9 protein-coding genes and 1 tRNA gene are annotated in these 12,892 nt (G+C 69.5%); 4 read left to right on the top strand and 6 right to left on the bottom strand.

The features are described from left to right. Positions 1–183 precede the first annotated feature (183 nt). The 5 genes from ACFY3D_RS39405 to ACFY3D_RS39385 all read right to left on the bottom strand — a co-directional run bounded on the left by ACFY3D_RS39405 (position 184) and on the right by ACFY3D_RS39385 (position 6,457). On the bottom strand, positions 184–1,578 hold the full coding sequence (locus ACFY3D_RS39405) for a condensation domain-containing protein (protein WP_389989629.1): 1,395 nt from the start codon (positions 1,576–1,578) through the stop codon (positions 184–186). Between the two features lie 574 nt (positions 1,579–2,152). Next, positions 2,153–3,502 carry a cellulose binding domain-containing protein gene (locus tag ACFY3D_RS39400; RefSeq protein WP_389989627.1) on the bottom strand — a complete coding sequence of 450 codons (1,350 nt, stop codon included), beginning with the start codon at positions 3,500–3,502 and terminating at the stop codon, positions 2,153–2,155. 574 nt (positions 3,503–4,076) lie between these two features. Next, positions 4,077–4,149 (bottom strand) — tRNA-Ala (locus tag ACFY3D_RS39395). 148 nt (positions 4,150–4,297) lie between these two features. Then, positions 4,298–5,824: a von Willebrand factor type A domain-containing protein gene (locus ACFY3D_RS39390; RefSeq protein WP_389989625.1), complete on the bottom strand. Its 1,527-nt coding sequence runs from the start codon at positions 5,822–5,824 to the stop codon at positions 4,298–4,300. Between the two features lie 99 nt (positions 5,825–5,923). Further along, complete coding sequence (locus ACFY3D_RS39385) at positions 5,924–6,457, bottom strand: TIGR03086 family metal-binding protein (RefSeq protein ID WP_389989623.1); 534 nt, start codon at positions 6,455–6,457, stop codon at positions 5,924–5,926. Between the two features lie 65 nt (positions 6,458–6,522). Here ACFY3D_RS39385 and ACFY3D_RS39380 point away from each other — a divergent pair, with 65 nt between their 5' ends. Then, positions 6,523–8,295, top strand: coding sequence for an asparagine synthase-related protein (locus tag ACFY3D_RS39380; protein WP_389989621.1), 1,773 nt, complete (start codon positions 6,523–6,525; stop codon positions 8,293–8,295). Next, positions 8,292–9,077 carry a DUF6597 domain-containing transcriptional factor gene (locus ACFY3D_RS39375; protein ID WP_389989619.1) on the top strand — a complete coding sequence of 262 codons (786 nt, stop codon included), beginning with the start codon at positions 8,292–8,294 and terminating at the stop codon, positions 9,075–9,077. The genes ACFY3D_RS39380 and ACFY3D_RS39375 overlap by 4 nt, the downstream gene beginning before the upstream one ends. Positions 9,078–9,079: 2 nt before the next feature. Here ACFY3D_RS39375 and ACFY3D_RS39370 read toward each other — a convergent pair whose 3' ends face one another. Further along, complete coding sequence (locus ACFY3D_RS39370) at positions 9,080–9,559, bottom strand: rhodanese-like domain-containing protein (RefSeq protein WP_389989617.1); 480 nt, start codon at positions 9,557–9,559, stop codon at positions 9,080–9,082. Positions 9,560–9,734: 175 nt separating this feature from the next. On the opposite strand from ACFY3D_RS39370, the gene ACFY3D_RS39365 reads away from it, so the two are divergent. Beyond that, a complete protein-coding gene (locus ACFY3D_RS39365) occupies positions 9,735–10,808 on the top strand; it encodes a helix-turn-helix domain-containing protein (protein ID WP_389989615.1) in 1,074 nt (357 codons plus the stop codon). Positions 10,809–11,317: 509 nt separating this feature from the next. Next, positions 11,318–12,610, top strand: a complete 1,293-nt coding sequence (locus ACFY3D_RS39360) for a hypothetical protein (protein WP_389989613.1) — start codon at positions 11,318–11,320, stop codon at positions 12,608–12,610. The last annotated feature ends 282 nt before the right edge of the window (positions 12,611–12,892 follow it).

Below are 12,892 nucleotides of genomic sequence, written 5' to 3'. Positions count from 1 at the left end.
GCCTCAAAACCCACAGCCCCTACGACCAAGCAACCGCCTGGTCACATCGATCAAACGACCTCGCTGCTTGACAACAAACGTCCAGGGATGTCTGACCCCTCAGGTCCGGCAGGTGAGGACGACCGGCCATGCGGTGTGCTCCCCGGGAAGAGCATCGGGGAACACGCTCATGGCCGGTCTTCCTCAACCGACGGCCCGCACGTAGTCGCCGGGGGCGACGACACCGTGGCGCCCTTCGCGCAGGACCGCCTCGACCACCGCCCTGGCGGCGGCGGAGGGGTCGGTGTCCCGCCCGACCCGCGCGATCAGCCCGTCGCCGACGGCCTCGATCCGCGCGACACCGGGGCCGAGAGCGAGATCCACCGCAGACTGGACACCGGAGAGATCGACCCAGCACGATCGGGCACGCACCCAGCCCGGCCCCCGTTGCGCAGGGGGGATCCCGAACTCCGCCGGATCGACGTCGCCGTCGGCGGCGGCGACGATGAGCCGCTCGACTCCGCCGAGGATGCCTGCGGTCTCGTCGGCGGTGGCCAGGCGGGCATCGAGAGCGAGCCCGCAGCCGAGCTTGCCGTCCAGCCGGTAGATGTCGAACTCCGCGGGGGCGCCGAACACGCGATCGCCCATGCCGGGTTCCACCCCGGCCCTCGGCAGGATCGTATGCACGTGGCCGCTCGTGTTGTTGACGACCACGTCGCGGTGACAGCGCATACCTCGGGCCCGTTCCGCCGCGCCCATCGTCTCGTCCAGTCGGACCGGGTCGTATCGGCCATACCTGTAAGCCGTCAGGGCGGCGGCGTTCGTCCGCCGGACCGACCTCAGGAACGAGGACGAGGCACTGAAAGGAATGATCGTGTCCTGGGCGAGCGTGCCGACGTAGTCACGCAACTCCGGGGAGAAACGGTTGTTGCACAGGCAGTGCAGCTGACATTCCGGGTCTTGGGTCCAGCCTGTCAGAAGCGCCGCGAACGCGGCCATCACCACCGCCGACGGCTGCGCGCCCGTCTTCGCCGCGACCTGGACCACCGCCTCCGCGGCGGCCTGGGAGCCCAGCAGCACGTGATGATGGCCGCGAGCGTCGGGAAAGCGGAAGGGCAGACCGAGCGAGCACAACGGCCTTTCCGCCAGCTGGCGGGCCCAGTATCCGGTCGCCCCCTCCAGCTGGCGCCGCCCGGCCGGGGTGAGCTCGTAGGCGGCACGGTCGGCGGGATGGTAGGCGGCGGGAGGAAGCCGCCGATCCGCCAGCAGCGCGGCGAGTTCGGCGCGCAGAATCGTCATCGCCGACAGGTCCGCCGCCACGTGCGACACGTGCAGGACGACCAGGAACGGAGATCCCGATCGGGTCACCACATTCGCCCTCACCGGGAGGTCGACGGCGGGATCGAAAGCCCCGCCCGGCAGGAACCAGTCCTGGTGAGTGCCCGTGGCCTCGACCACCTTGGCGATGAGCGTCCCCGACGCGTGCACGAACTGCTCACCGTCCCGCAGCAGGGTCCGCAGTGCCTCCTGACGACCGATCAGCGCGCCCAGCGCCACACCGACCGCGTCCATGGTGCTTCCCCGGGGCACACGCACCACCGTTGACAGGATGTCGGCCGGCCCCGGCAGGTCCGGGCTGATCCAGCCCAGCACATTCCTCTGACCGGTCGTTATGGGCCATCGGCCCGATCGGGAGCCGGAGAAGCGGACTTTCAGGTCATTCATCTCCGGCCACTACCGGTCATCGCGGTCCTCCTCGCCGGGGAACCGCACAAAAAACCGCATGAAATCCCGCGCGTATTCCCCGGCGTGTGTTCCTGCCGGAGGTGGTCGTCCTGGCGAGTCGACCCGCCGCGTCGACGGTTTCCGCCGCGGCCGAACGGCTTGTTCAAGCCCTCTCCTTCGCACCCGCCACGTTGCCGTCGAGACACACCAATATGGCACTCGACCAAATTTCTGGTCGAGTGCCATATTGAGGGTCGTCGTCGATCGGTTCGCTCCCGATATCGGTGAAAGAATGCTAAGGAGCGCCATTGGGAGCGTCAAGACGGTGAGCGATATTCGACTTTTTCTCTTTTCCGCCCCGGGCCGCGTCCCCTCCAGCTCCGCCCTGCGAAGCGAGGACACGGTCCGGGGCGGACATAACGCCCCGGGAAATCGGCTTCACGGCCGTTCAGAGGTTGATCTTTCCTGCTCCCGCACCGGAGGTGACGATGGACTTGACGGCGGACGCTCCATCAAGGCCGTAGGAATACGGGATGGAGGCCACCGAACCACCCTGCTGCCCGCTGCCGGAACCGGTCAGATGGTTGTTGCGGGCCACCAGGGTGCCGGGGCCCGACGCGGCCTCGCCCAGGTGGTAGGGGTCGGGGACGTTCTCGAAGTAGTTGCCCTCGACCAGCACACCGGCGCCCTGAGTGGAGGCGACCCCGTATCCCCTGACGTTGGAGTAGTAGTTGTTGTAGACGTGCACCGGGTTGCCGAAGCGCACCCGGGGGTTGCGCTGGTTGGTGCCGTCGAGCCAGTTGTGGTGGTAGGTCACGCGCAGGTGCCCCCTGTCCTCGGAGCCGTTGTCGTCGCTGTGCCCGAGCAGCATGGCCTTGTCGTGGCTGTACAGGCGGTTCCACGACACGGTGACGTAGTCGCTGGCGCGCTTGATGTCGATGGCGCCGTCGTAACCGTTGGACAGCGTGTTGTGGTCGATCCAGACCCGGGTCGAGTACTGGACGTTGATCGCGTCGTCGTCCCAGTTCCTGAAGGTCAGGTTCCGGATGATCACGTTGGACGCGTTGGAGACGTTCAGGCCACAGCCGACGATCGTCGCTCCGGAGTTACCGATGATCGTCTTGTTGGAGCCGATCCTCAGCATGCCCGAGCAGGAGATCGTGCCCGACACCCGGATCACGGCCGCGCCCGTCCCCGAGGCGGCACTCGTCAGGGCCGACGCGCTCGTCACCGTGGTGGCGGCCGCGCTGCCGCCACCGGTCGTGCCTCCCCCCTGGGTCGCCCAGCCGACCAGACCGGCGGTGTTGGGCGGCGGAGGCGTCGGAGTGGGGGTGGGGGTGGGGGTGGGGTTCGGCGACGGCGGGTTGGTGACCGAACCGGTGCACGCGACCCCGTTGAGGGTGAAGGAGGTGGGCACCGGGTTGGATCCGCTCCAACTGCCGTTGAAGCCGATCGTGGTGGCGGCACCGGTCGCCAGAGCGCCGTTGTAGGCGACGTTCGCGGCGGTCACCGTGCTGCCGCTCTGGGAGAAGGTCGCGTTCCAGCCCTGCGTCACACTCTGTCCGGCCGCAAACGACCATTTCAACTGCCAGCCGTTGAGCGGGTCTCCCAGATTGGTGATCGTGACGCTCGCGCCGAACCCGTCGCCCCACTGGGAGGCCACCGAGTAGGCGACCTGGCAGCCGGGCGCCGCGGAGACCGACGCGGCGGAGGCCGGCGCCGCGAGCAGGCCCGCCGCCAGGCAGAGGATTCCCGTCGCGCTCCTGAGGATCGCCGGTCCTCGTTGTCGCAAGATCATGTTCTTGCCTCCCTCCTGGGCGCAGGACCGGAGCCGAACGCCCTGAACCCCCAGGTCATTCACATGGTTTCGGTGAGCCAAGTTCACTTAACCCGTTAAGTCAAGGAATCCGTTCCGGGCCGGATCCGACCAATCCCCCTGGCCCGGAAACACCACATCTCAACCAAAGGCGCACGACGCCCGCCCTCGACGTCTTCTGGCTGCTCGGAAGGGGAAGGTCATCCCATTGCCGACCGTTCAAGACGGTCGTCGAGGCCCCTGCGGTTCGCTCTCAGACCTCGCCCGCGCACGAAATCCCGAAGAAACTTTCATAACCGCCACGGGGCCACGTGAGTTAGTGCAGAGCGTGGACAAATTTCCGGGAACGAGCCGGCGGCGACGCCGTACGGAATACCCAAGAAGCGTCGCCGTCCCTTAATCACTCAGGTGCCGTCGCGATGATTTCCCGCTCCACGGCTCATTCGAAGCCCGGCCGGCGATCGCGAGACCCCGGAAACGACGAGATCCCGTCCGATCAAACGATCGGACGGGATCTCGTCGGCCGTCACTGAGCTGACCCAGAAACGATCAGAGGTGGAGCTATGGGGATTCGAACCCCAGACCTCCTCCATGCCATGGAGGCGCGCTACCAGCTGCGCCATAGCCCCTCGTCGACGCCTCCGGGCCTGACCCGGCGACCACGCCAGTGTATAGGAGATCACCCCTCACCCTGTAACCGGCGTAACCGGCGTGGGCCGCCCACGAGGCCGACTCGCGAGGAGCCGGCCCACTCGATCATGGAGTGCCCACGCACGCCTATCGGAGCGACGCGGCCTTCTCGATCAGTTCGGCGAGCTCGGTCACCGCGCGGTCCTCGGTGGAGGCGGCCAGGCGGGTGGCGTGGGCGGCGAGATCACCGGGCGTGGCTCCGGCGATCCCCTCCCCGGTGCGGAGATACTCGGCGAAGCCCGCTGCCACCACGTCGACCTGGAACCTCGGCGTGGGCCCCTCCCACGGCGAGTTCGCCAGATCGCCCGCCGCGAGGGAGCGAGAGGCTTCCGCCGGGTCGCGGGTGTCGGGATCCTGCCAGCGCACGGTGGCGGTGGCCAGCTGTCCCGACGACCCGCCGCGCAGCCGGAGCTCGTACAGGGCCGTCACCGAGTGGCCGGGGCCGATCTCTCCGCCGTCCTTGGTGTCGTCACGGAAGTCCTCGGTCGCGAGCCGCCGGTTCTCATAGCCGATGAGGCGGTAGGACTCCACGACCGAGGGGTTGAACACGACCTGCGCCTTGGCGTCGCGGGCGCGCAGGTCGATGTTGGTGGCGAGCTGCTCGACGAAGACCTTGCGCGCGTCGTCGACGGAACCGACGTAGACCGCGGCGCCGTCGCCGTTGTCGGCGAGCCGCTCCATCAGCTCGTCACCGTAGTCGCGGCCGACGCCGACGCACAGCAGGGTGATCTTCTTGGCCGCGGCATCCTCGACCCGGTCGAGGATGCCGCGCCAGGTGGTGTCGCCGACGTTGGTCAGGCCGTCGGAGAGCAGGATGACGCGGTTGACGGCCACCGCCCTGAAGCTCGCCGCAGCCTCGGCGTATCCGCTGGTCAGCCCCGCCTCCAGGTTCGTGGACTGCTGGATGGCGAGGCGTTCGACGGCGGCGTGGAGCCTCTCCTTGTCGGTCGCGGGGGTCATGGAGAGGACGACGTCCGCCTCGTCGCTGAAGGCCACGAGGGAGATCTGGTCGCCGGGTCCGAGCTGGTCGACGAGCTTGTGCAGGGCATCCCTCACCAGGTCGAGCCTGCCCGGCTCGCCCATCGAGCCGGACACGTCCACCACGAAGGTGAGGTTCGCCGGCCGCCGGGCCTGCGCGCTCGCCTTCCGGGTCTGCAGGCCGACGCGGAGCAGCGCGGTGCCGTTTCCCGGGGTGCGGGCGCCGTCCATGTGCACGGCGAAACCGTCGTCCTCGGGTTCCGCGTAGTCCTGGGCGAAGGAGTTGACGAACTCCTCCGGCCTCACCTGGCCCGCCTCCGGCAACCTGCCCTCGGCGAGGATCCGTTTGCTGTAGCCGTACGACGCGGTGTCCACGTCGAGGGCGAAGGTCGAGATCTGTTCGGCGGAGGTGTCGCGCCTTCGGGTGACTTCGCTTTCGGGAGTGGCCCGGGCCTCGGACTCGGTTCCCTCAGAGCTCTGATCTCCGGCCTCGGGGGCGGCGTCCGAGGGCATGGACGGGACCGCCCTTCCGGATTCCGGCACCGGCTCGCTGCCGGATCCGCCGCAGGCGGCGGCGAACATCAGGGCGAGCAGCGCGAGCACGGCGAGGACGATGGTGAGCGAACGTGACTTCATGTCGCCTCCTGGGGATGCGTGTCATCCCCTACGACGACTCCTCTGCGCGGTCCGCCGGGGGCTTGACCCAAGCGAGCGCTAACCGTGTTCGGCGCGTGATCAGGGTTTCCAGGCCGGGTCCCGTCCGCTGAGCCCGAGCGCCCGCTCGAACGGTGAGGCGTCGCTCGCCACGGGCACCTCCTTTCCGAAGACTCCCAGGCGCCGTCCCTGCGGCGCCATCCCCTCAACGAAGGCGGCCACGGCCTCGCCGGTCGCGGCGTCCACCGTGTACTCCTGACCGGTGGCCCTGGCCAGATCCCAGCCATGGATCACCGTGTCGCCCAGCACCATCTGGAGCACCATGGCCATGGGCATCCCCATCGTGGGACTGGTGCCCTCGGTCACCCCGGGTTCCGACCAGGCGGCGAGCAGCGCGGCGGCCCTGTCCGCGAAGGGAGCGTGGTCGGCGTCCTGCGACGGCGGCTGCTCGCGGCGGGCCAGTGCCTCGAACATCGCGGCCGTCCAGGCCAGGTGGCCGAGCAGCTCCCGCACGTCGAAGCCGTCGCAGGGGGTGGGCAGGCCCAGTTGGTCGTCGCGGACGCCGCGGGCGACGGCCGCGGTGCCGGTGACGGCACGTGACAGCATCTCGTTCATGCCTGCCATGCTGTCGAGCCGAACTCACAGCTGTCTTGAAAAAACGCGTCATAGGATCCTGCAGCATGCGCGTATATCTCGGCCTCGCGGCCAAACACCCAGGAGCCGGAATACCCGAGACGATGCTGCACACCGTGAGAGGCGCGATCGAGAGCGCGTTCGCCGTACCGCCCGAGGTCATCGGATCCCGGGAGTGGCACCGTCCCGGGATCGCGGTGTTCTCCTGGACCAACGAGCCCGACGACTCACGGCGTCCTCCCCTGCTGGAGACCGGCCACGACCGGGTGACCGGGGTGAACGGCTACCTGACCGCACCGGGTGACGTGAACCGGCTGGCGGCCATGCCGGTGCTGGACACCGAGGGGATCGGCGGGTGCTTCTCGGCGTTCCGGGCGACCGAGGACGAACTGTCCGCCGCCACCGCGGTCCACCGGATCTGCCCGGTCTACTACGCCGAGACCCCCGACGTGCACGTGATCGGCAGCCGGGCGCTGCTCGTCCACCTCGCGGGCGGCGGCGAACGCGTGGAGTGGGACGTGCTCGCGCTGCAGTCGATGGTCAGGCAGGGATACTTCCTGTCGGACGAGACCCCCTACCGAGGGGTGAGCGCGCTGCCACCGTCCTCGTCGGTGACCGTCAGGAACGGCCGGCGTACGATCGTCACGACCCCGCTCCCCACGGCCGTGCCCGCGCCCGAGTCACGCAGGCAGAAGAAACACCTTGTCCGGGAGTTGGCCGAAGCGCTTCTGGCCACGGTGGAGCCGCTGCGCACGACCAGGGAGCCGGTGAACCTCGCCCTCACCGGCGGCAGGGACAGCCGCCTGATCGCCGCGGTGCTGCACGCGGCCGGCATCCCGCTGCGCGCGACCACCAACGGCCTGGACACCCATCCCGACGTGGTCATCGCCGGGAAGGTCGCCCGCGCGCTGCGCATCGAGCACACCGTCATCCCCCCGGCCCGTGTCGAGAAGAAGGATGCGATCGTCGTCGAGCATCCCCTCGCGCGGACCTACGAGACGTTGCGCGCCTGTGAGGGGATGACGTCGGCGTACGAGTCGATCGTCGGTTACCTCCCCTACAGCGCCAAACCCACCATGTCGGGGCAGAGCGGGGAGAGCCTGCGGGCCGGAAGCCTGCTGCTGCTCCAGACCGACCTGAGCGAGAAGGCGCTGCGCCGCCGGGTGGACGTGACCTTCCTGCGAGATCCCGCGCTGTTCACCGAGGAGGCCAACGAGCACGCCCGCGAGCTGGCCGAGCCCTGGCGAAAGCGGGCTCCGCTGGAGGCGCTCGACCACATGTACGTCTCCTACAAGGTCGGCCGCTGGCAGGCGGGGGCGCGGGCGGGCTCGCTGCGCAGAGGCGACCAGATCTGGCCGTTCTTCGACAACCGGGTGGTCCGCGCCGCGCTGGGTCTCGACCAGACCTGGCGGCTGTCGGAGGAGGTCATCTACGAGCTGCTCGGCATCCTGGCCCCGTCTCTGCGGAACATCCCGGTCGAGGGCAAGCCGTGGCGGTTCACCGCGGGGAAGCGCTACTACCCCTGGCAGCGCAGGCCGCCGGTGCTGACGGCGCCGAAGACCGGAGGGGGCGGCTGGAACTGGCGGACCAGTCCCGGCGCCGAGTTGACCGGCCTGATGCGCGACCACGTCCTCGGCCGCCTGGACCTGCTGTCTCCCATCGTCAAGCCAGACGAGGTACGCAAGCTGTTCGCCGAACCCGTCCTGAAGAAACCCACCCACGCCTGGCACCTCTACACCGTGGCCACCATGCTGGGGGGCGAGTATCCGGGCAAGGAACCGCAGGGTCTGCCGAAAATCCACATCCCCATCCCGTCGTGACGGGTACGCCCGCCGACGACACCCGGGGCATCCTGCACTTCGGGGCGGCCCGGTTCCGTTACGGGCGTCACGCGTGCCACCCGGCCCTGGTCCCCTTCGTCGAGCATCACTGGATCGTCCGCTGGGAGTTGGACGAACCGTACGAGCAGCGGATCGTGTCCCATCCATCGGTGAACCTGGTCTTCCACGAGCATGGTTCCCACGTGGCAGGGGTCATCACCGGTGACTACCTGGAGGTCCTGACCGGCACCGGGGTCGTGGTCGGCACCCGCTTCCGGCCCGCCGGTTTCCGCCCCTTCCTCGGCGCCCCGCTGTCCACGATCACCGATCTCCGCGTCCCCGCCTCCCGGATCCTCGGGCCGGACGCCGACGCGGTGACCCCGGCCGTACTGGCCGCCTCCGACGAGGAGGCGGTACGGGCGCTGGAAGGGTTCCTGCTCACGCGGCTCCCCGTCCGCGACCCCGTCGCCGAGCGGGCGGCGGACCTCGTCGCGAGCGTGCTCACCGACCCGGCCATCGTCCGCGTCGGCGATCTGGCCGCCCTGCACGGGCTGAGTGTCCGGCACCTGCAGCGGCTGTTCAGCGACCACGTCGGGGTCTCCCCCAAATGGGTGATCCGCCGTTACCGCATCCACGAGGCCGCCGAGAGAGCCGGACCCGCAACCGACTGGTCGCGGCTCGCCGCCGATCTCGGCTACAGCGACCAGTCCCACTTCACCCGCGACTTCACCGGCGTCATCGGCATGCCGCCCACCGCGTACGTCCGCCGTCTGTCGAGGTGACGTCAGCAGGCGCAGGCGATGCCGGAGACCGGTGCGGTCAGGGCGTCGGCGGGGCGGCGGGACACGCCCGCGGCGGTTTCGACGGGGAAGCCCTCCCTGGCCCAGTACTCGAAGCCGCCGAGCATCTCCTTGACCGGGTAGCCGAGTCCGGCGAACTCCAGCGCGGCCCGGGTGGCGCCGTTGCACCCCGGCCCCCAGCAGTAGGTCACCACGGTCACCCCCGAGGGAACGACCGAGCGAGCGCGTTCGGCGATCAACGCGGTGGGCAGGTGAACGGCTCCCAGGACATGGCCCTGCTCCCAGCCCTCCCGGCTCCGGGAGTCGACCACGACGATGTCCGTGACACCGGCGGCCAGGTCGGCGGCGACGTCGGAGACGTCGGTCTCGAACGCCAGCCTGGCGGCGAAGTGCGCCAGCGCGTCGGCATTCCTCGCGGCCGGTACCGCGGTGACGGCGGAGGGGGAGGGAACGGGGGCAGACATGGGCGGCCTTTCAGACAACGGTGACGGCGGCGAGGTCCGCGGTGGTGGAAGGTACCGGTCGCGATGCCCGGCTCGGGAGATGGCATCGGGGTTGATGCCTGGCACGAACAATGGTGTCGGTCGGCAGATCGGTTCCAACAGTGGCACGAACGCCGCTTATCGTTAATATCTCGCCATGCTCATCCCTCCGCCGGCGTCCCGCGCCACACCTCCCGCCGTGTCCGTGCTGGCCTTCGACGGCATGTCGCCTTTCGAGCTTGGCTGCGTGGTCGAGATCTTCGGCATCGCCCGCCCTGAGTTGGAGGTGCCCTGGTACAGGCTGTCGGTCTGCGCCGAGACTCCCGCCGATCTGCGGGTCACGGGCGGGTTCACGATGCGGACCGAGCACGGGCTCAACGCGCTTGAGGCCGCGAGCACGGTGATCGTGCCTGGGGTCGCGAATGTCCACGGCGAGGTCTCCCCCGAGGTGGTCACGGCACTGCGGCGAGCCCATGACAGGGGCGCGCGGGTCGTGTCGATCTGCTCGGGCGCGTTCGCCCTCGCCGCGGCCGGACTACTGAACGGCAGGAGGGCGACGACCCACTGGAAGTACGCCGAGCTGCTCCAGCACAGGTTCCCGCGGGTCGAGGTCGATCCGGATGTGCTCTACGTGGACGGTGAGGACGTGCTGACCAGCGCGGGCAGCGCGGCAGGACTGGACCTGCTCATCCATCTGGTGCGCAAGGACTACGGGCCCGGCGTGGCCAACGAGGTCGCGCGAAGACTCGTCATCCCCCCGCACCGGGAGGGCGGGCAGGCACAGTTCATCCAGACCGCGGTCCCTCACGTGGAGGACGGCGCCGCCGTGACCGCCGCGATGGCCTGGGCGTTGGAACACCTCGCGGAACCCATCACGATCGCCACCCTGGCGGAGGCCGCGCACATGTCCCCGCGTACGTTCATCAGGCACTTCGGACGGCAGACCGGGACGAGTCCGTTGCGCTGGGTCATCTCTCAACGGGTCGCGGCCAGCCTGACGATGCTGGAGTCCACCTCCGTGCCGGTGGAGGACATCGCGTCCGCGGTGGGCTTCGACAGCACGGCGACCTTCCGCCATCACTTCACCCGGACGATGCGCACCTCCCCTTCGGCCTACCGGCGGGCCTTCCGTGCCCCAGCGTCGTCCGACCACACGAAACCGCATGGATCCGAGCGGCGGACCCGGGAGCAGGGTTCGGCCACGGAACCTTGGCGCGAAACAAGCCCATAGCCTAATTTACGCTTTATGACATTATCGCCCACTTATCCGAATAATCGCAATAACGGCGACATTAACGCTCTATAAATATAATCAAATGCTTGGAGCGCAAAGAAACGCGCACCCTCCATCAAGCTTCCATTCCAGCTTTGAAGCACACTTCTCCCGCCTATCTCCTGGGCGCCCCAAGAATGTCCGCACGGCGTTTTCTCTCAACAGGAAGGGAGAAACAACGCACGTGTCTACTTTCATGAAACGGACCCTTGCGGGCGGCGCGCTCGCCGGGGCCGTCCTGCTTCTGCACTCCCCTGTCCCAGTTTCAGCCGATTCGCAACTTCAGATATCGGCGCAGGCTCGCCACGACGAAATCCAATCCGCCGGAAGCACGCAGGGGGACCCCTGCCCTGTGGTGCTTGCCAGCATTTGCACGAACTTCGTATCCCTGCCCACCGTGATCCGTAGCGGGGATGCCATAACCACCGGAGCGATAATCCACAAGGGCCTGCAGCCCACCGCGAGCGATGCGATTTACATCCCGCTGTGCAGGTGGCTGGGTCTGCCGATCTTCCTCTGCCGAATCCCTGAAGGGATCCAGGGCCCAGCGGGCCCAGCAGGCCCAGCAGGCCCCAGGGGCCCGGTGGGCCCTCGGGGCTACACAGGTCCAGCTGGCCCAGCGGGCGCTGACGGCGCACCCGGACCCGAAGGCCCACCCGGACCCGCAGGACCCGAAGGCCCACCCGGACCCGCGGGCGCTGACGGCGCACCCGGACCTGAAGGACCGGCAGGACCCGCAGGCGCCGATGGCGCACCCGGACCTGAAGGACCGGCAGGACCCGCAGGCGCCGATGGCGCACCCGGACCCGAAGGACCGGCAGGACCCGCAGGCGCTGACGGCGCACCCGGACCCGAAGGACCGGCAGGACCCGCAGGCGCCGATGGCGCACCCGGACCCGAAGGACCGGCAGGACCCGCAGGCCCACCCGGACCCGCGGGCGCTGACGGCGCACCCGGACCTGAAGGACCGGCAGGACCCGCAGGCGCTGACGGCGCACCCGGACCTGAAGGACCGGCAGGACCCGCAGGCGCTGACGGCGCACCCGGACCTGAAGGACCGGCAGGACCCGCAGGACCCGAAGGACCGGCAGGACCGGCAGGACCCGAAGGCCCACCCGGACCCGCAGGCGCTGACGGCGCACCCGGACCCGAAGGACCGGCAGGACCCGCGGGCGCTGACGGCGCACCCGGACCCGAAGGACCGGCAGGACCCGCAGGACCCGAAGGCCCACCCGGACCGGCAGGACCCGCAGGCGCTGACGGACTCGACGGCGCCCCCGGCCCTGAAGGCCCAGAAGGGCCAGAAGGGCCAGAAGGGCCAGCTGGTGCCGACGGGCTCGACGGCGCACCAGGGCCGGCAGGACCCGCAGGCGCCGATGGCGCACCCGGACCCGAAGGACCGGCAGGACCCGCAGGACCCGAAGGCCCACCCGGACCCGCAGGCGCTGACGGCGCACCCGGACCCGAAGGACCGGCAGGACCCGCAGGACCCGAAGGCCCACCCGGACCCGCAGGCGCTGACGGCGCACCCGGACCTGAAGGACCGGCAGGACCGGCAGGACCAGCCGGGCCCGAAGGACCTCAGGGTCCCGTCGGACCTCAGGGGCCGATCGGACCGCAAGGTCCGCCTGGAACGGCGACAACCAGCGGAACGACTGTCGGTTACCCGGTCGTCAGGACCCACATCGTCAGGGCGCCGATCGTCACCGCCCCGATCGTCTGGGCTGCTGCCGCTCCTCCGACCATCTGCACGGCCGTGAGAGTCTGCTGAGGTTTTCAGCGGTCTCCTGGAAACAGGTCGATTGAGGTGTTCCCGTCCTGCGGTTCACGTCGAAGGTCTTTAGGACCGGGAGAGTGAAGTCCGGAAACGGCCGCACCGGACGGGTAACCGTCAACTGAAATACGGAGAGGTGGGGGGGGGGGGGGCCCCCCCCCCCGCCCCCCCCCCCCCCCCCCACCCCCCCCCCCCCCAACAACCCCCCCCCCCCCCCCCCCCCCCCCCCCCGCGCCCCCCCGCGCCCCCCCCCCCCGACCCCCCCCCC

The organism is Streptosporangium sp. NPDC000509, from assembly GCF_042898365.1.
GTDB lineage: Bacteria > Actinomycetota > Actinomycetes > Streptosporangiales > Streptosporangiaceae > Streptosporangium.
This window is presented reverse-complemented; position numbering and strand designations above follow the sequence as displayed.

Bases quoted from the DNA above. Each gene is read 5' to 3' on its own strand.
- ACFY3D_RS39400 (WP_389989627.1), bottom strand. From the start codon at position 3,502: ATGATCTTGCGACAACGAGGACCGGCGATCCTCAGGAGCGCGACGGGA.
- ACFY3D_RS39390 (WP_389989625.1), bottom strand. From the start codon at position 5,824: ATGAAGTCACGTTCGCTCACCATCGTCCTCGCCGTGCTCGCGCTGCTC.
- ACFY3D_RS39385 (WP_389989623.1), bottom strand. From the start codon at position 6,457: ATGAACGAGATGCTGTCACGTGCCGTCACCGGCACCGCGGCCGTCGCC.
- ACFY3D_RS39380 (WP_389989621.1), top strand. From the start codon at position 6,523: ATGCGCGTATATCTCGGCCTCGCGGCCAAACACCCAGGAGCCGGAATA.
- ACFY3D_RS39370 (WP_389989617.1), bottom strand. From the start codon at position 9,559: ATGTCTGCCCCCGTTCCCTCCCCCTCCGCCGTCACCGCGGTACCGGCC.
- ACFY3D_RS39365 (WP_389989615.1), top strand. From the start codon at position 9,735: ATGCTCATCCCTCCGCCGGCGTCCCGCGCCACACCTCCCGCCGTGTCC.
- ACFY3D_RS39360 (WP_389989613.1), top strand. From the start codon at position 11,318: ATGCGATTTACATCCCGCTGTGCAGGTGGCTGGGTCTGCCGATCTTCC.